Origin of the sequence: Pseudalkalibacillus sp. SCS-8, from assembly GCF_040126055.1 — a bacterium.
In the GTDB taxonomy this organism is placed as follows: Bacteria; Bacillota; Bacilli; order Bacillales; family Fictibacillaceae; genus Pseudalkalibacillus; species Pseudalkalibacillus nanhaiensis.
The window spans coordinates 700,946-720,749 of the sequence record NZ_CP143541.1; the positions used below are offsets into that span (position 1 = coordinate 700,946).

At 44.4% G+C, this 19,804-nt stretch carries 13 protein-coding genes; 11 read left to right on the plus strand and 2 right to left on the minus strand.

Annotated features, from left to right (window positions below; translation table 11 throughout):
* The first annotated feature begins 185 nt into the window (after positions 1 to 185).
* Together V1497_RS03610 and V1497_RS03615 are read left to right on the plus strand one after the other, a co-directional pair.
* Positions 186 to 2,321, plus strand: coding sequence for a PBP1A family penicillin-binding protein (locus V1497_RS03610; RefSeq protein WP_349409610.1), 2,136 nt, complete (start codon positions 186 to 188; stop codon positions 2,319 to 2,321).
* A gap of 144 nt (positions 2,322 to 2,465) precedes the next feature.
* Positions 2,466 to 4,502: a methyl-accepting chemotaxis protein gene (locus V1497_RS03615; protein ID WP_349409611.1), complete on the plus strand. Its 2,037-nt coding sequence runs from the start codon at positions 2,466 to 2,468 to the stop codon at positions 4,500 to 4,502.
* Between the two features lie 152 nt (positions 4,503 to 4,654).
* Here V1497_RS03615 and V1497_RS03620 read toward each other — a convergent pair whose 3' ends face one another.
* On the minus strand, positions 4,655 to 5,332 hold the full coding sequence (locus V1497_RS03620) for a hypothetical protein (protein WP_349409612.1): 678 nt from the start codon (positions 5,330 to 5,332) through the stop codon (positions 4,655 to 4,657).
* A gap of 304 nt (positions 5,333 to 5,636) precedes the next feature.
* Here V1497_RS03620 and hemE point away from each other — a divergent pair, with 304 nt between their 5' ends.
* From hemE to V1497_RS03640, 4 genes are all read left to right on the plus strand, one after another.
* Positions 5,637 to 6,668: a uroporphyrinogen decarboxylase gene (gene hemE, locus V1497_RS03625; RefSeq protein WP_349410737.1), complete on the plus strand. Its 1,032-nt coding sequence runs from the start codon at positions 5,637 to 5,639 to the stop codon at positions 6,666 to 6,668.
* 19 nt (positions 6,669 to 6,687) lie between these two features.
* Positions 6,688 to 7,626 (plus strand): ferrochelatase, encoded by a 939-nt coding sequence (gene hemH, locus V1497_RS03630; protein ID WP_349409613.1) that lies wholly within the window; start codon positions 6,688 to 6,690, stop codon positions 7,624 to 7,626.
* Positions 7,627 to 7,628: 2 nt separating this feature from the next.
* Positions 7,629 to 9,023 (plus strand): protoporphyrinogen oxidase, encoded by a 1,395-nt coding sequence (gene hemY, locus V1497_RS03635; RefSeq protein ID WP_349409614.1) that lies wholly within the window; start codon positions 7,629 to 7,631, stop codon positions 9,021 to 9,023.
* Positions 9,024 to 9,216: 193 nt separating this feature from the next.
* Positions 9,217 to 10,461 (plus strand): ATP-binding protein, encoded by a 1,245-nt coding sequence (locus V1497_RS03640; RefSeq protein ID WP_349409615.1) that lies wholly within the window; start codon positions 9,217 to 9,219, stop codon positions 10,459 to 10,461.
* A gap of 69 nt (positions 10,462 to 10,530) precedes the next feature.
* On the opposite strand, the gene V1497_RS03645 is transcribed toward V1497_RS03640, so the two are convergent.
* Positions 10,531 to 13,272, minus strand: a complete 2,742-nt coding sequence (locus tag V1497_RS03645; RefSeq protein WP_349409616.1) for a PBP1A family penicillin-binding protein — start codon at positions 13,270 to 13,272, stop codon at positions 10,531 to 10,533.
* Positions 13,273 to 13,452: 180 nt separating this feature from the next.
* Between V1497_RS03645 and V1497_RS03650 the strand changes: the two genes are divergently transcribed.
* The 5 genes from V1497_RS03650 to V1497_RS03670 all read left to right on the plus strand — a co-directional run bounded on the left by V1497_RS03650 (position 13,453) and on the right by V1497_RS03670 (position 19,773).
* Positions 13,453 to 14,571 carry a betaine/proline/choline family ABC transporter ATP-binding protein gene (locus tag V1497_RS03650; protein WP_349409617.1) on the plus strand — a complete coding sequence of 373 codons (1,119 nt, stop codon included), beginning with the start codon at positions 13,453 to 13,455 and terminating at the stop codon, positions 14,569 to 14,571.
* Positions 14,572 to 14,646: 75 nt separating this feature from the next.
* Positions 14,647 to 15,237 carry an ABC transporter permease gene (locus V1497_RS03655; RefSeq protein WP_349410738.1) on the plus strand — a complete coding sequence of 197 codons (591 nt, stop codon included), beginning with the start codon at positions 14,647 to 14,649 and terminating at the stop codon, positions 15,235 to 15,237.
* 9 nt (positions 15,238 to 15,246) lie between these two features.
* Positions 15,247 to 16,146: a glycine betaine ABC transporter substrate-binding protein gene (locus V1497_RS03660; RefSeq protein ID WP_349409618.1), complete on the plus strand. Its 900-nt coding sequence runs from the start codon at positions 15,247 to 15,249 to the stop codon at positions 16,144 to 16,146.
* A gap of 276 nt (positions 16,147 to 16,422) precedes the next feature.
* On the plus strand, positions 16,423 to 17,754 hold the full coding sequence (locus V1497_RS03665) for a S8 family serine peptidase (protein WP_349409619.1): 1,332 nt from the start codon (positions 16,423 to 16,425) through the stop codon (positions 17,752 to 17,754).
* Between the two features lie 276 nt (positions 17,755 to 18,030).
* Positions 18,031 to 19,773, plus strand: a complete 1,743-nt coding sequence (locus V1497_RS03670; protein WP_349409620.1) for a carbon starvation protein A — start codon at positions 18,031 to 18,033, stop codon at positions 19,771 to 19,773.
* The last annotated feature ends 31 nt before the right edge of the window (positions 19,774 to 19,804 follow it).

A 19,804-nucleotide genomic window follows, 5' to 3' on the forward strand; every position in this document is an offset into this window, starting at 1 on the left:
ATAGTAAAAAGTATTTGAAAGACGAACGTGCAAAGGTTTCGTTATCTTTACATTATGGACAAAAATAGTTTTATTCATGATTTACCCTGGCTGGAGAGATACTAAACGAAACGAATAAGTGGAAAAACACGTAAAGATTGGGTACATTGGAAAAGGATTTCAACTTAGTGAGGAGTTGATGCGTTGTGTGGAAAAAAGCAACGCGCATTTCGCTTTGGGCAGCAGCTGTCGTCTTGTGTTCCTTGCTCGTCTTCATCGCGATTGTGTTTGCCGGCAACTATGTAATCGATGAAAAGGATCTGGTAATGAGTTCGGCATCCTCTCTTGTGGATGAGGAGGGCAATACGATCACGAAGCTCTATGCCCAAAATCGTGAATTAGTCGATATAAAAGACATTCCGGATCACGTGCAAAAAGCATTCGTAGCTGTGGAGGATCGCCGTTTCTACAGCCATCCCGGGATCGATTTTCAAGCCATTCTACGTGCTCTATATAAAGATATTTTATCAGGAAGTAAAGTTGAAGGTGGAAGTACAATTACGCAACAATTAGCCAAAAACATCTTCCTTTCGCATGAAAAAACCTGGCTGAGAAAAACGAAAGAAGCCACAATCGCCATCAACCTGGAACGAAAATATACGAAACAGAAGATCTTGGAGATGTACTTGAACCAAATCTATTTTGGACATGGGGCATATGGGATCCAGGCTGCTTCTAAGCTTTATTTCAATAAGGAAGTCAATGAGTTGACTGTGGAAGAAGGGGCGTTGCTAGCAGGTCTACCAAAAGCGCCGAGTCGCTATTCTCCGATCGAGAATCCTGAGGGGAGCAAAGAACGCAGAAACACAGTGTTGTCCTTGATGGAGCGACTCGATTATCTGACACCTGAGGAAGCGGTCCGAGCACAAGGCAGAACAATTGCGCTTGATGTCAACCGGTTGGAAAAGAACCCTGCCTATTCCACGTACATCGATATGGTACTGGAAGAAATCAGGGAGGAGTATGCACTCTCTACGATGGAGGTCCTTCAGGGAGGGTATGAAATCGTCGTACCAATGAGCCCTGAAGCCCAAGAGGCGTCATACGAAGCGATCCAGAACGACATCTATTTCAAAGGGTCAGACCCATCTCATTCACCCCAAGGAGCATTCGTCTTGATGGATTCCAAAACTGGCGGTGTTATGGCTGTCCAGGGTGGAAGAGATTATGTGCGACAGGGCTTCAACAGGGTGAACGCGAAACGACAGCCGGGCTCGACCTTCAAGCCGCTTGCGGTTTACGGTCCTGCAATGGAGTCTGAGGAATGGGAACCTTATTCCCTCTTAGTCGATGAACGCCTTAAGTATAATGGCTATACACCTGAAAATTATGATGGTCAATACCAGGGGACAGTGTCCATGTATGAAGCGATCGAGGACTCGTTGAATGCGCCTGCTGTTTGGCTCTTAAATGAAATCGGATTATCAAAATCTCTTTCCTTCATCAAAGAATTAGGCATGGACGTAGAGGAACGGAAGCTAGGTATTGCGCTAGGCGGGCTTGATGAGGGAGTAACCCCGCTTGAGATTACCAGGGCATTCTCAGCTTTTGCTAACGACGGTAAGATGGTTGAACCATATTTTGTCAAAGCGATTTATGATCGTGAAGGGAAGCTGATCGGCAAGTCGAAGGTGGAGACCAACAAAGTCTTTTCAAAACAAAATGCATGGTTTATGACGAGAATGCTTCAAGCGGTGGTAGAACAAGGGACTGGCCGGAAAGGCTCGGTGAATACCGCGTTAGCCGGCAAAACCGGAACGACAACCTATGATGAAGTTAGCGGTGGAAACAAGGATCTCTGGTTTGCAGGGTACACCCCGGATGCAGTAGGTGCGGTTTGGATCGGCTATGACCGTACGACTAAACAGCGTCATATTGTCGGGACAAGCTCGGATGCAACCTTGATGTTCAAGGATATCATTAATAAGATTCCAGACCTTCACAACAAAACGTTTAAAAAACCAAAGGGTGTCAAGGATCTCGAACCTCCAATCGACTTGATTAAGATTGATGATCTGCAGGCGCAGTATGCGTTTGGCCGGTTTGGTGTACCAGGCGTCAAACTGTCCTGGACTCCTTCAGAAGATGAACGCTTAATGTATAAAGTCTATATGCGGACGGATAATGGAGTTGAGAAGGTGGATACAGTTGTTGGCAAAGGTACGTATACCGTCGTATCACCGAAGCTCTTCACATTTCCTGATTTCTTCATCGTTCCCTACGACCCACTTACAAAGAGAGATGGAGAACGCTCCAATATCATTTCAACATCGATCTTCTAAATCAGTGATTGACCGGACATATGTCCGGTCAATTTTCGTTAAATGAGACTATTTTATTATTTGGATTTTAAATATAAACATTTATAGGTGGGAGGTCGATATTGAATATGGACAGATGGTCATATACACACAGGGGGTAAAACGATGTTTAAGAAATTACAAACCAAGCTTATGCTCATCATGGCTTTGATTCTTTTTGTTTCCCTTTTCTCAGTCGCTTTCTTAACCTATGATCGCGTAAAAGGGACGATGGAAACAAATGTCGAAGCTCAAACAGAAGCGAAAGTAGAACAAATGTCAAGCTATATAAGCACGTATTTAAGTGGCATTGAGGAGACGTTGAAACGGTATAGTCAGGATGAGCGGGTCATTACTGCTCTGGAGTCCGCAAATGAAGAGGCCGAAAATGAAGACAGCACCTGGAAGGTTGTCGATGAAGACTTCGCCAACTACCTTGAGCTGAACAAAAACGTGGCCTATCTTTACATCGCGAGTCCAAATAAAAAAATGAAGATTACACCAACTCTTGAGCTGCCGGAGGATTATGATCCGACCTCACGTCCTTGGTATCAAAGCGCTACCAAGGATAAACAATCGGTCATCTGGACAGACCCTTATGAAGATGCAGCAACAGGAGAATATGTCTTAACAGTAGCAAAGACGGTTCTAGATCCAAAGACAGAAGAGGTTTTAGGCGTATTGGCGATGGACATGAGCCTGAATAATCTCGCAAATGTCGTATTGAACACGAATGTGGATTATGATGGATTCCCATTTTTATTCGATAGCACCGGATTAGCGATGGTCCATCCAACTGCTAAAGGGGAAAAGCTGAGCGAATCGGAAGCTTATGTCAAAGAAATGTATGAAGGCGATCAAAATGTAGTTAAGGATAACGGAAACGATCACTTCGTCAATTACGATACAATTGAACTTACAGGCTGGAAGGTCGGAACCTCGACACCTAATGAGGCACTGACGAAAGATGCGGGTGAAATCCGGAATGCGATCCTATTCACAGCTCTCGTTATCGTTTTGATTTCAATCATCATTACTTATTTCGTGGCGAGAGGCATTACAAGACCGGTCAAACAGCTAAGGGATCAGCTTACGATGGTTGCATCAGGAGATCTGACCGTCAAGGCGGAAACGAACGCCAAAGATGAAATCGGAGAGCTGACGAACCATTTCAATTCAATGGTTGATAAGATGCGTTCCCTGATTCAATCTGTACAAAGCTCTTCTTATCAAGTGACGGAGTCTGCTGAGAGCCTAAGTGCAGTCGCCGAAGAAACGATTGCTTCGAGTGAGGAAGTGGCACGCGCCGTTACTGACATTGCAAAAGGCTCCAGTCAACAGGCGACGGATGTCGAATCCACCCATCTACGTGCAATCAACTTATCAGAAGATATTGAGCGCATTAACGAACAGACGAGATCAATGCTGAAATTATCAGAAGGTGCCAATGAAGCCAACCAAAAAGGCATGGATCAAGTGAAAACGCTTCGTACAAAAAATGAAGAATCGAACGAAGTATTAGAATCGGTTGGATCTGTAATCAAGGACCTGAACAATAAAATAAAAGAAGTAGAGGAAGTCATTTCAACGATTACCGAAATATCCGAAAAGACCAATTTACTTGCATTGAATGCAGGTATTGAGGCAGCACGAGCCGGAGAAAGTGGCAGAGGCTTTGCGGTCGTAGCGACTGAAGTGCGAAAGCTAGCTGAGCAGTCCGCTGTAGCGACAGAACGTGTGAAGGATATTTTAAAAGGGATTGAAACCGAGTCGAAGCGTGTAGGGGTTGAAATGAATCATACGAAAGCGATCTCCGCAGAGCAAAACAAAGTGGTCGAAGGTACGGAAGAAGCGTTTACTTTATTGGCGGATTCCTTGAACAGTATGATTACCTCCATATCTTCCATCGGAAACGATGTCACCAACCTGAACAGTCATAAAGAAGCTGTAATGGAATCGATTCAAAGCATATCAGCTGTCGCTCAACAAGCAGCTGCCTCTTCGGAAGAAGTGAGTGCTTCGACAGATGAACAGCAACGAGCATTAGAAACGGTCGGTGATTCAGCAGAAGCTCTGAATACAGCGAGCAGTGCGTTGATTGAACTTGTTAAACAGTTCAAGGTTGAAGCAGCAAACCAACAAGAAATCGAAAAAGAGGATTAAACAAAGAATGACCTGCCAATGATTCATCAATGGCAGGTCATTTATCCTTTTTGGATGCTTAGCTTTTATTGTTGATCGTTATTGAAAATAGAAACGTCCGCCTGAAGCTGTTCAAAATAACAACATTCTTTAACAAAGCCAAATGAAAGAAATTACTCTTCGTCTTCGTCTTCTTCTTCTTCAGTAGCTTTCTTATTGCGATGCGATTGATATCGTTCGACGAGCAGCAATCCGAACATTAGCATCACCAACCCGTTCCCGATGAACTGGAAGACAAGCTGATAGGCCGGTTGGAATTTGAATACGATCAACACACCGATATAAAACAGGATGAACGGCAGGAAGATCAATTGTTTCGTTCTCGTACGGGTGATCAAGAAGAAGCTTGCAAGTCGATCAACAGTCAAAAAAGCCACTGCCCAATAAAATAATGAATAGGATAAATTCAGTGAGCCACCTGTATGCTTAATGAATAGGGTCGTGAAGATCAGATGGATGCCTAGAAGCGTTAAGATGATCATGAAATAGATGAACGTATAAAGGATCATCCGCAGCATGAACAGGTTTGGAAGCTGATTGAACAAAAGCCTTTTCTTATGTCGTAATTGTAGCTTCGTGTACGTGAACATAAAAATGATCGTACCGGCAATGATACTGAATATGAACGATGCATCCAGATCGTGTAAATAAAGCCGGGATATGTCTTCAATCGATAAAGATGAAAAGAATAATTTCTTGATGAAGACCAACAGATAAACGATCCCATATCCGATGAAAAAGATAGAGGCGAATTTGTACCACTGTGGTCCACTCATTTCTTTCTGACGCATTGTCTTTCTCTCCTTACGTAATGAACTCATCGCAGGATCCTCACTTTCAACCCTTCGAACACACGAAAGGAAATTTGGGTCAGTTTTCAAGTATACCCTACATTTGTACTATTGAAACCGTAGGTCAATTTTACGACTAATTTATGACAGTTCCTTTAACACCCTATACATCTTGAAGCATAATAAGTATAGTTATAATGGTTATAAAATGACAATGTTTTTATTTTCTTTTACAATGAGGGTAATTCATTGACAATAAACGGACGACTGAAATTATAGGTTTCTTGATGAAAGGTGATAGATGATGACGAAGCAATTCAACGACCAGTTTCTAAGAGCGTGCAGAGGGGAAGAAGTCGACCATGTACCGGTTTGGTATATGAGACAGGCTGGACGTTCTCAACCAGAATACCGAAAGATCAAAGAAAAATATTCTCTATTTGAAATTACTCATCGCCCGGAACTTTGTGCAGAAGTGACGCGTCTTCCTGTGGAACAATACAATGTAGATGCAGCGATTCTCTATAAAGACATCATGACTCCATTACCTGCTATTGGTGTAGACGTGGAAATCAAATCAGGCATTGGACCTGTAATCGACAATCCGGTTCGAACAAGAGGAGATGTCGATCGACTTGGTGAAATCGATCCAACACAGGATGTCCCTTATGTCCTTGATACGATCAAGCTATTGCGTGAGCAGCTTTCAGTTCCTTTAATCAGCTTCAGTGGAGCTCCTTTCACCCTTGCAAGCTATATGATTGAAGGAGGACCTTCTAAAAACTATTATAAGACGAAAGCGTTCATGTATTCTGATCCTGAAGCGTGGTTCAAATTGATGGACAAGCTCGCAGATACGACGATTCGATACGTGAAAGCTCAAATTGCTGCAGGAGCACAAGCAATCCAAATATTCGATTCCTGGGTTGGCGCATTGAATGTAGCGGATTACCGTACATTTATCAAGCCGGTTATGGAAAGAATCTTTACTGAGTTGAAAGAAGAAAACGTACCATTGATCATGTTCGGAGTCGGGGCAAGTCATCTTGCTAAAGATTGGAATGACCTGCCACTGGACGTCGTTGGTCTGGATTGGCGACTTCCAATCAAGGAAGCGAGAGCCCTAGGTATCGACAAGACTGTTCAAGGTAATCTTGAACCGGCATTGTTATTGGCGCCATGGGATGTTATAAAGGAACGGACGAAGGAAATCCTTGACCAAGGAATGGACTCTTCTAAGTTCATCTTCAACCTTGGACATGGTGTGTTCCCTGATGTGAACCCAGAGACATTGAAGAGATTGACAGCATTTGTTCATGAATACACTTCGAAATAATTGAGACGGGGTGAATGTTTTGCAAAAGAAAAAAATTGGAGTCCTCGTAATGGCTTACGGTACACCGAGGCATCCAGACGAAATCGAATCTTACTACACGCATATCAGACGCGGGAAAAAACCACCCCGAGAAGACCTACAGGATTTGGTTAATCGTTATGAAGCGATTGGAGGCGTTTCGCCCCTCGCGAAAATTACGAATGACCAAAAGGAAAAGCTTGAGGAAAAGTTGAACGAATGGCATGACGATATCGAATTCAAGACATACTTAGGTCTGAAGCATATCGATCCTTTTGTCGAGGATGCTGTGCAACAGATGAAGAAAGATGGCATTGAGGAAGCGGTCAGTATCGTCCTTGCTCCACACTATTCGACTTTCTCGGTTAAATCCTACAATGGTCGTGCGATAGAAGAGGCTGAAAGAATTGGAGGACCTTCCATTACACCTGTCGATTCGTGGTATGACGAACCTGGCTACATCCAGTATTGGGCCGAACAGGTTAAAAAGACGTATGAGCAGATACCTGAAAATGAACATAAATGTACGATTGTGATTTTCTCTGCGCATAGCCTTCCACAGCGGATCATTTCAATGGGAGATCCATATCCAGAACAGCTTGAAGAGACAGCACGCCTGATTGCAGAAGCCGCAGGAATCCAAAATTATACGACAGGCTGGCAAAGTGCAGGAAACACACCTGAACCGTGGATCGGTCCAGATGTACAAGATTTGACGCGCGACTTGTTCGAGCAAGAAGGCTTCAATCATTTCATTTATTGCCCTGTCGGATTCGTCGCAGAACATTTGGAAGTACTCTATGACAACGATTATGAGTGTAAGGTCGTAACGGATCAGCTCGGTGCAAATTACTATCGTCCTGAAATGCCGAATGCGAAGCCTGAATTCATCGAGACATTAGCGAGAGTCGTTTCTAAAAAGCTAGAAAGCCGGGATTGAATATGAAGCGCGTTGTTATCATTGGCGGAGGGATCACTGGTCTTTCTGCCGCTTTTTCTTTACAAAATAAAATAGATGAAGAACAATTGCCAGCAAGTGTGACGCTTGTTGAAGCAAGTGAGCGGTTGGGTGGTAAGATTGAAACGATTCATCGCGATGGTTTCGTTATCGAAAGAGGACCAGACTCCTATTTAGGACGAAAGAAATCGATGACAAAGTTGATCGAGCAGCTAGGAATGGAAGATAATCTTGTTCATAACCATACTGGACAAGCCTATATCCTTCACGGCCGAAAGCTCCATCCTATGCCAGAAGGTGCGGTCATGGGGATACCGACGAAGTTGACCCCATTTATTTCGAGTGGGCTTTTTTCTATGCGGGGTAAAGCCCGTGCAGGACTCGATCTCATTCTTCCAAAAAGTGATGCACAAGGCGATCAGTCAGTAGGTGCTTTCTTTAAACGGAGGTTAGGGAATGAAGTGGTCGAAAACCTGATCGAACCGTTGTTATCAGGTATTTACGCAGGTAACATCGATCGGATCAGTCTTCAATCGACTTTTCCTCAGTTCAAGAATATCGAGTCCGAGTATCGAAGCTTGATTCTTGGGATGAAACAGACACGTCCTCCGAAAAAGAAGAATCATTCATCCAAGGGTGTCTTCATGACATTGAAAACCGGTCTCTCTTCCTTAGTTGAAGAGCTTGAAAGAAATCTTGGAAAGCGAATGGAAATCAAGAAGGGGACGGCTGTTACTCATCTTCAAAAGGGAGAAAATGATTATTTGCTACAATTGGAGGACGGTTCCTCGATACAGGCAGATCAAGTGATCGTCGCTGCTCCAGGAAGAAAAGCAGGCAGCTTCTTCAAGAAGGAAATTCGTGAGCGGATCGGAAACGTGCCAGCTACATCTGTAGCGACGATCGCGATGGCTTTTCCGGCTTCAGCAATCCCGCATGATCTGAACGGCACTGGTTTTGTCGTTTCCAAAAAGTCTCCCTATACGATTACAGCCTGTACATGGACCCATCAAAAGTGGCCTCATACGACCCCGACAGGCTCTGTCCTGTTACGGTGTTATGTCGGTCGGGAGCACGAGCAAGCGATTGTGGAGGAATCCGATGCGTTCATCCTGTCTAAGGTGCTCGATGATTTAAATCAAATCATGGGCGTCCAAGGAAAGCCGGACTTTTATTATGTTACAAGATGGAGAAAGGCGATGCCTCAATATATCGTCGGACATCAAGAAAACATCGCGCATGTCCAATCATTGCTTGAAAAGGATTATCCAGGCGTCCAATTAATTGGCGCATCATTCGATGGAATCGGTCTGCCGGATTGTGTCGTAGCAGGAGAGAAAGCGGCAGAACGTGCCGTTAAGATGATCCGGACATGTTGAAGATTAAATACACACGAAAGAGAAGGTTCCTCAACTCTTGCTGACATCCAATTGCTATACATTGGAGGCGAGCAGTTGAGGGACTTTTTTTGTGGAGGAGCTACTGAACAACTATAAGGAATGATGTAGTTCTGCTATAATGACAAATGGGAGATTTCGGACTATTGGAAGTCAGAATGCAGAGGGATAGTAGATGTCAGAGCTTATTAGACCAATCTTTGTAAACGTTTCAATTATCGTATCATTAACGTTCTTAGCAAACATGATTTTTCCTTTCAATCACAAGAGACCGAGAACATTGAAGGAGAATTTGTTTTTTGGACTGATTGGTTCGATTGCAGCGATTTTATGTATGATCTATCCCATCGAGGCTCTTCGATCCACGGTTTTTGATCTGAGGACGGTACCATTAATGGTGATTACACTCTATGCAGGACTGATTCCTGGGAGCATGTGTGCTTTGGTCATCATCCTCGCACGTCTATGGATCGGTGGAGAATATGCCTGGGTTGGTGTATTACTTACAATCATCGCGTTATTGACGGCTTTCAGTTATGCAAGTCTGTTCAGGGAAGCCTCGAAGAAATGGAAGCCCGCCCTGGTAGCAGGACTTTTATATTTCCTTTTCTATATCATGATTATTAATATGTACGTCGATTTTCTACCTAATTCCTTTTATGTGGCGTACTTCGTCCCATTTTACATAACGTATTTTCTGGTTCTGTTTCTTATTGACCGTTTGATTCAAATAAACATGCAGTTGGATGAAACGATTTATCTTGGAAAACTATCGATTCTTGGACAAATGGCTGCATCCATCGCTCATGAGATCCGTAATCCATTGACGACCGTAAGGGGAATGATCCAATTCATTTCCGACGATACCGAGGATCGCCAACTGAAACAATACGCTCCTCTCCTTATTGAGGAGATGGATCGGAGCAACAAGATCATCTCTGATTATCTCGCTCTTATTAAACCGAATGAAATGACCTTGAATCAGATCAATTTGAAAAAAGTGGTTGAAGATACCCTCGCTCTATTATCGCCTCTTGGTGTCTATCATAATGTCATCATCACCTCTGAAGTGAGTCATGACAAGTACGTAAAGGCGGATGAACATCATCTGAAGCAATGTCTGATCAATTTGATCAAAAATGGTATAGAAGCGATTGAAGAGGGTGGCACAATTTCCATCAAAGAAAAGCTCTCTTCACCCGGACATATCGACCTGATCATAACAGACGATGGAAAAGGGATGACAACAAAAGAATTGGAGCAGATCGGTCTACCGTTCTATACGACGAAAACAAAAGGGACGGGTTTAGGCACAATGATCACGTACAAGCTGATACAGAATATGAAAGGCTCCATATTCTACAAGAGTTTTCCTGAAAAGGGAACCACTGTTACGTTAAGGCTCCCACTTATGAAATGAGGCTCAAATATAAAAATCAGCTGACCAATGCACAATTTGATTGTGTTAGGTCAGCTGATTTTTATCGGATTAGTCGTCCCCTTTTTCTTCTGAATCACCATCGTCATCTCCTGAACCAGATCCTGATTGATTTCCATCACCACTACCTGAACCACTTCCGCTCTTATTATCGGAGCCATCACTACCGGAGTCCCCGGAACCGGACCCGCCGGAGCCATCGCTTCCGGAATCACCGGAACCGGACCCGCCGGAGCCATCGCTTCCGGAATCACCGGAACCAGATCCGCCGGAGCCATCGCTTCCGGAATCACCGGAACCGGACCCGTCGGAGCCATCGCCTCCGGAATCACCGGAACCGGAGTCACCAGAGCCATCGCCGCCGGAGTCACCCGAACCGGAGTCACCAGAGCCATCGCCGCCGGAGTCACCGGAACCGGAGTCACCAGAGCCATCACCGCCGGAATCCCCGGAGCCGGAGTCACCAGAGCCATCGCCGCCGGAATCATCAGAGCCGGAATCTCCAGAACCATCGCCGCCGGAATCATCAGAGCCGGAATCTCCAGAACCATCGCCGCCGGAATCATCGGAGCCGGAATCTCCAGAACCATCGCCACCGGAGTCACCCGAACCTGAATCCCCTGAGTTATCGGAGTCAGATCCATCGGATTCGTCATCTGAATCGGATTCTTTTTTATCATCCGATTCTTGCTTCCGTTTCTTCTCTTTTTCTTTTTTCGAATCGTCATCTTTTCGTTCTTTTTTCTTATTGGAGTCATTCTTAGATTTATTTGTTTCTGGTTTATACGCACTTGGAATATCTGTACCTTTAACGAACAATTCCGTAATGATGCTTGAGGAAGGCGTATAACTGGATGCTTTTTGACCGTTACGTTTGTCGATTTTCACCTCTTTAACGGTGGATGGCTTTTCAAAATCCTTTACGTCTTGACCTTTTGAGACATGTTCCATAATGGATTTGAAAAGAAGCTTGGATATCTTCGAATCTTCCTTGGTCACATATTGTTCTGTGGTTGTTTTCTCGTATCCTGTCCAGACTGCTGCCGTATATTGGGTTGTATAGCCCACAAACCAGGCATCCATCGATCCATCTTCAACGCCTTCAGGAGGGTTTGTCGTGCCTGTCTTACCAGCTACAGGCAAACCTTCAATGTTTGCTAGAGTACCCGTTCCTTCTCGAAGGACATCCTTCAACATATCTGTAATCATGTATGCTGTATATTGATTCATGACTTCCTTCGGTTCTGATTTGAACGTTTTGGTTTCGCCATTCGGATATTCGATTTTCTTCAACGTATAAGGTTTATTGTATACGCCTTTGTTTCCGAACGCCGCGTAGGCACCTGCCATATGGAGAGGGGATACGCCACTTTCAAAGCCACCGATCGCATAAGCAGGGTAGGCGTGGTCAACAGGGACACCAAGCTGGTTTGCGAATTTTACAGCTCGATCGCCTCCGATTTCCATGAACGTTTTGATTGCTGGGATGTTATAGGAATGGATGAGCGCTTCCCTCATCGATACCATACCATGGAATTCCTCATCCCAGTTCTGAAATTCCTTTCCGTCGATTTCCAGCTCTTCATCTTCAATCTGGTGATACGTCGACCATTTTTCGTATTCAATAGCTGGAGCATAATCCAGTATGGGCTTGATCGTTGAACCAGGTTGGCGCTTAATATCCGTTGCATAGTTGAAGCCACGCTTGACTTGTTCACCCTCGGACTTGCGGTTTCCTCCGATTGCACGAATCGCACCTGTTTTCGTATCCAATAAAACGATCCCTGCTTTGAATTGATCATTAGGGTATGGAATCTGTTCATTCTCTTCAAGCATTTTCTCTGTGAAGGCTTGTGCGTCTGGATCTAGGGTTGTATAAATTTTCAATCCACCAGTATAGAGCTGGTCTTCTTGAATACCCTTTGCTGTAAGTTCTTCGATGACATGATCGATGAACGATTGATAGATCGGTTCCTCTGAAGGCGTGTAAAGGAGGTTTTCCAGTTTTGTAGCTTCTGCTTTCTTTTCTTCCTTTTTCGAAATGAACCCATGCTTTTCCATGAGAGATAGGACAATATTACGGCGTTCAAGAGCTTTGTCAGGATATTTCTTAGGGTCATAACCGCTTGGGCGTTGAGGGAGGCCCGCAAGCAATGCTGCTTCTGCAATGGTAAGTTCATCGACACGTTTATTGAAATACACGTCAGCTGCTGCACCTATCCCATAAGCACCATTACCGAAATAAATTTTGTTCAGATACATTTCGAGAATTTCGTCTTTTGTATATTTGCGTTCCATTTTAATAGAAAGGTAAGCTTCTTGGATCTTCCGTTTGATCGTTTTTTCAGGGGATAAATATGTATTCTTCACAACCTGCTGGGTGATCGTACTTCCACCCTCTGCTCCCCAACCTTCTTTAATATTCGCGAGTGCAGCACCAGCAATCCGTTTAATGTCGATGCCGCTATGTTCGTGAAAACGAGCATCCTCTACGGCAATGAATGCTTTTTTTACATGCTCAGGTACATCTTCAATCTGCACCGGGATCCGATGTTCACTCCCAGCCAAATCTGCAATCTTTTCTCCGTTCATATCATAGATTGCCGACGAATGTGCATTCTTCAGCTGTTCCTCGGATAAATTTGGTGCATCTTGTATGAAAGCGAATCCTGTCACTCCACCAGTTACGAGTATCATTAAAAAGACTAAGAACGTTGCCAGGACAACCTTTATATAGCCGCCTTGTCTACTTGTGTTCTTAGATGTATCTGGATTTTTCGTTTTCTTTTTCATCAGACTCAACCCCTCTTTATACTTCGACATATTTTCAATTGAAAAGTACCCGCGAAAACCCTTTTGTAAACATGGATAAGCAGTTTGCTTGATTTTAATGGTCATGGTTTATTTAATAGAACAGAGGGTATTCTAAGATGGCGGTAGTAAAAAAGACGCAAGTATAAAGGGGGGAAAGCAATGATTGAATTCAAGCAAGTGAATAAAACTTTTGCTGATGGTTTTCAAGCTTTGAAGAATATCAATCTACATGTACATAAAGGGGAGCTCGTGACGTTGATTGGTCCAAGTGGATGCGGCAAGACGACAACGATGAAGATGATCAATCGTCTTTTGGAGCCAAGCAGCGGAGAAATCTTGGTAGATGGAGAGAATATCAAGAATCATAATCCTGTCGAGCTTAGAAGAAATATTGGGTATGTCATCCAACAGATCGGTCTTTTCCCACATATGACGATAGAGGATAATGTCGCACTTGTCCCGAAGCTCAAGGGCTGGTCGAAACAAAAATATATGAAGCGGGTCGACGAATTATTGGACCTGGTCGGATTAGAACCGGATGTGTTTAAGAAAAGATATCCCTCTGAATTGAGTGGAGGACAGCAACAACGGATCGGCGTCATCCGAGCACTGGCAGCAGAACCGCCTGTCGTTCTAATGGACGAACCCTTCAGTGCCCTGGATCCGATCAGCCGAGAGCAGCTGCAGGATGAATTGGTTGCGCTTCAAGACAGCATCCAGAAGACCATCGTATTCGTGACCCATGATATGGATGAAGCGCTTAAGATTGCCGATCGAATTGCGATCATGAATCAAGGTGAAATTGTCCAACTGGACACACCTGACCAAATCCTAAGACATCCAAAAAATCAGTTCGTAGAAGACTTCATCGGGGAAGAACGGATGAACAAAGAAACGGATATGAAGACTGCGAAAATGCTGATGATGGCGAAGGTTGCGACTGTGAAAGCCAATCGTGGACTTGCGGAAGCCTTGAAGATCATGAAAGGGTACACCGTGGATAGCTTGATGGTGACCAATAGTAGTGGCGAATTAGAAGGCGTCTTGGAGCTTGTCGATCTCGAAGAACATTATGGTGATGAAACTCGGAAGGTGAAGGACATCATGAATGAGGTGAAACATCCAGTAAAGACTGAGACACCTTATACAGAGATTGCTGAAATTTTCGCCAAGCATGATATTAAAACCATTCCTGTTGTTGATGATGGAAAACTCGTCGGTCTCATTACTCGATCGAGCATGATGCGAGGACTTGCGGGGATGAAACAGACCGTGTAGAAAGGGGGAGATGTAGTGGATTGGAATAAAGTCATAGATACGTTCATACTAAGATGGCCGACAATACTCGAAGCAATGCAGGAGCACTTGTATCTTTCCTTTATCTCGATCTTGTTCGGCATATTGATTTCTGTACCATTAGGCATTTTCATATCACGATTGAAGAAAATCGCTGAATTTGTAATCGGTGTCACGGCCGTATTCCAAACGATTCCCAGCCTGGCATTATTCGGTTTCTTGCTTCCTGTGTTAGGTATTGGAAGTAAACCAGCGATTATTGCACTGATGGTCTATGCATTATTACCGATATTAAGAAATACATATACCGGAATTGTCGGAGTGGATGATGCTTTGATCCAGGCCGGCAAAGGGATGGGCATGACCTCGGCTCAAATCCTTTGGAAAATTGAACTTCCTCTCGCATTACCGGTCATCATGGCAGGAATCAGGACCGCTACTGTCTTGACGATCGGGGTCGCCACACTGGCAACCTTCATCGGTGCAGGTGGTCTGGGCGATATCATCTATCGAGGACTTAGTACATTGAATAATGAATTGGTGTTGGCAGGAGCTGTTCCCGCCGCGTTATTGGCAATCTTCTTCGATTCAATCTTGAAAGTGATTGAGCGGATTGCGACACCTAAAGGACTTAAAAAAACCGACTAGGAGGCAGTTATGTTAAAGAAAACGCTTATACCCCTATTAACGTTGATGCTATTGATTGCTGGATGTGGAGGAGCTGACGGAGATGGAGGCGACACGCTCGTCATTTCAGGTAAGAAGTGGACCGAGCAATACATCCTACCTCATCTTCTTGCTGAATACATCAAAGGGAATACCGATTATGATGTGAAAGTGAAAGAAGGTCTAGGAGAAGTTGATGTTTTGACGAAAGCGATGCAGAACGGTGATATCGATATGTACGTGGAATATTCAGGAACAGGATATCTCGCTGTGTTGAAAAGAGAATATAACCCGGACCAGACTGCTGAAGAAATTTATGAAGCAACGAAAGAAGGCTATAAGGAAGAAATGGATCTCGTTTGGCTTTCACCGCTAGGGTTCGAGAACAACTACGCTCTTGCAATGACTGAAGAAACGTACAAGGAGGTTGGTGCTGAAACGACTTCCGAGTTGGCGGAAAAGTCCAGTGAACTCGTCTTCGCTGCACCACCTGAATTTTATGAAAGACCAGACGGATTTGATCCATATGCAGAAAAATACGGTTTCAATTTTAAGAGCAAGGAAAGCCTTGACCCGAACTTGATGTATCGAGCTGTAAAGGACGGAGAGGTTGACCTGATCACTGCATTTACAACTGATGGACGTATCCCGCGCTTCAATTTAAAAACGGTTGAGGATGATAAGAACTTCTTCCCGCCATATTATGCTGCACCAGTCATTCGACAGGAAGCATTGGACAAGTTCCCTGAAATCGAAAAGGTGATGAAAGAGTTGGAAGGAAAAATCTCCTCTGAGGAAATGGCACAGATGAATGCAAAAGTCGATATCGACAATATGGAACCAAAGCAAGTTGCGATTGAATTTCTTAAAGAAAAAGGCTTGATTGACTAATCATCGATAGCGTGAGCCCCCTGAATATACTTTCAGGGGGCTTTTTTCTATGAAGTATGAGGTAGTTTCTATTGGCCAGTTTTTATCGAGGACCTATTTATAATAGAAGGAACTAAGTATTTTATCGTATAGGATATATCGTTGGTACTAGGTTTTTCGTGTTTGGACCTACTTAAAATATGTGTCGAAGGCTTGATTGTTATCAGCTTGCTTTTCCTTGAAAATGGGAATTGTAAGAAAAGTTAGACATTAGACAACTTTGGGGAGGAAACGAACATGAAGAAACTAAGCTCCATCATTTTAAGCTTATCGCTCATTGTCGGCTTGTTCTTTGCAGCGCAAACCAACAACCGAGCAGAAGCTTCTTCAATTGAAGTAGGCGAAACATTAAGCACTGTACTGGATTCAGCTGGAGATAAATTCCAAGTCGAAGCGGTCGTAACCTATCCGACAAAGCCGACCAGCACTCAAGTACAGGATTTGAAAGATCTTGGGTTATTGACGAAGACGTACAAGCATCTACCAATGGTAGCTGTGCAAGGGACTGCCGTAGAAGTTGAATCAATCCTGTCTTCTGGGATCAATGCGACATCCCTTTACTACAATAAAGAGCTTGAGTTCAAACTTCGTGACTCCAGACAATTGATCGGAGTCGAGAAGGTTTGGAACGAATTGGGCTATACAGGAAAAGGAACGACAGTCGCGGTTATTGATAGCGGAATCGATGCAACACACCAGGATCTTCCTTTCGGTGATAAAGTTGTACAAAACGTTAAATTCATCGCTGGAAGCATCTTTTCTGGTGGCGGGACATCGTTGTATGAAGAGAATGTATTGAATACGGATACGTCCTCTGGACACGGTACGCATGTAGCGGGCACGATTGCAGGACTTGGAACAGCAAGTGACGGGCTCTATAAAGGTGTAGCGCCTGACGCCAAGCTTGTTGGTTTAGGTACTGGAGAAGCAATCAGTGTACTATGGGCTCTTGAAGCATTTGATTATGTACTTGAGCACCAAGACGAATATGGAATTGATGTTATCAGCAATAGCTGGGGAACGACAGGAGATTATTCTCCAAACGACCCGATCAATGTAGCGAGTAAGAAAGCACATGATGCAGGTATGTTCGTTTCATTTGCTGCGGGTAATGAAGGTCCTGACAATGATACGTTGAACCCTTATTCTGCAGCGCCATGGGTCATTTCTGTAGCAGCGGGTACGAAGGATAAGAAATTGGCGGACTTCTCTTCTAGAGGAATTCCGGGAGATAGCCTAGTCCACCCTGATATCACAGCACCTGGAGTGGATATCGTGGCGACGAAATCTTCTACAGGACTTGTGATGAATACACTAGGTACGACGAAGGATGTCAATTACATCGCGCTTGAGCACCTGCCTTTCTATACGACGGCAAGTGGTACAAGCATGGCTACCCCACATATCTCTGGTGTAGCAGCGTTGATGCTTGAAGCCAATCCATCGTTGACGCCAGACGACATTTTGAACACAATGGTCAACACGGCAGATCCGATGCCTGGATATGAGCTTCATGAAGTCGGTGCAGGATATGTAAACGCATATGAAGCTGTGAATACAGTCAAATAAGGTTGATTCGATAAGTATTCAACCGAAATGAGGGGCTGACTCAAAAGGGCGATCATCCACCCTTTTGAAGTTAGCCCCTTTTTAAGTGCCTGACACTTCTAAGAAACGTTGATATAGCAATGATTGTAATAAGTGTCTGACACTTCCAAAGAAACCCGGTACAACAGCCTTCGGAAAAAGTGTCAGACACCACTTAACATTCTGAATTTTCTTGACAGCATATTTCGGATTCCGTATATTGATGTTAACTAGTCGAATTGGAGGGGTTAGGTCGAAATGAATAGTCTCGTGTTAGCATTAGTTGGACTTTCTATCTTTTTCTTAGGTTATCGCTTTTATTCGAAGTTTATTGCGGAGAAAATCTACCGCTTAGATCCGAATTATGTGACCCCAGCTCACAAATACAAGGATGGTGTCGATTTCGTCCCGACAAACCGTTTTGTGTTATGGGGACACCATTATAGCTCTGTTGCAGGTGCTGCACCGATCATCGGTCCGGCCATCGCGGTTTACTGGGGCTGGCTGCCAGCTGTACTTTGGGTCATTTTAGGTACGGTTTTCGCGGCGGGTGTACATGATTTTGGAACACTGGTCTTATCGGTCCGTAACAAGGGACAATCAGTTGGTACGATCGCCAGCAGGCTGATTGGAAAAAGGGCCAAGGTCTTGTTCTTATTCATCATTCTTATTCTGGTCCTCATGGTCAACGCTGTCTTTGCTTGGGCGATCGCGAAGTTGTTCGTATCATTCCCGGCATCGGTGTTGTCGATTTTCATCCAGATTCCACTCGCGATCTGGATCGGTTACTCGGTTTATAAAAAGAAAGGCAGCATGCTGTTGCCATCCATCATCGCTTTGGCGTTCATGTATGGAGCAGCTGTAGTAGCATCCAAAGTACCTGCCCTTCAAGTCGACCTCGTCAAATGGTTCGGGGGAGAAGAAAACACTGTCATGTTCGGACTCAACGGTGTTTCGATGGCATTCTTTGTATGGATCGTCGTTTTGATGGTGTATGTGTATATCGCTTCAACACTCCCAGTTTGGAAGCTATTACAGCCGAGGGATTACATCAACTCGCATCAGCTTGTGATCGGATTATTGATGCTTTATGCAGGGGTATTGTTTGCTGCACCTACAATTACAGCACCAGCAACGAATCCGGATGCATCGATGTCAATCTTCCCGTTATTGTTCATTACGATTGCGTGCGGCGCGATCTCAGGCTTCCACGGGCTCGTTTCATCCGGAACATCGTCCAAGCAGCTCGATAAAGAGACAGATGCCCGCTTTGTCGGTTATGCCGGTGCGGTAGGAGAAGGGATGCTTGCGCTTCTTTCCATTATCGCCGTAACGACATTATTTTCTACTGGTGCTGATTTTAAAAATGCGTACAGCAGTTTCGCGGCAGCGAGCAGTGGCGGTTTAGGGAACTTCATCAACGGAGCAGCTCAGCTTGCAGCAGGGATCGGAATTCCAGCAGAAATCGCAGCAACGATCGTTGCGGTCATCGTCATCAGCTTCGCTGCAACATCCCTTGATACATCCGTCCGTTTGATGCGTTATATCATTTCCGAGCTCGGAACGGAATATAACGTCCCAGCTTTGACAAAAGCACACGTGGCAACGACGATTGCAGTCGGATCAAGTGCAGCGCTCGTCTTGTTACCGGAAGGACCGAATGGATTCGGTTCCGGTGGATACCTGCTCTGGCCTCTGTTTGGAACATCAAACCAATTGTTAGCCGGAATCAGCTTATTGCTTGTATCCATCTGGTTGAAACGACAAGGTAGAAACTTCATGCCGACCTTCCTTCCGATGGTCTTCCTGTTATTCATGACCATCTGGGCAATGACGAAGCAAGTCGTGTTCGAATGGTCAGGATTAGGTGAAGCAGATGCAAACATGCTGTTGTTCATCTTCGGTGCAGCGATTCTCGGATTTGCCATTTGGATCATCCTGGAGGCATTCAGCGTCCTTTCCAAGAAAACATCACCTGAAGACCTGGACAAGTCAGCTTAATCAACAATCACCTTTACTAGAATGAACAATC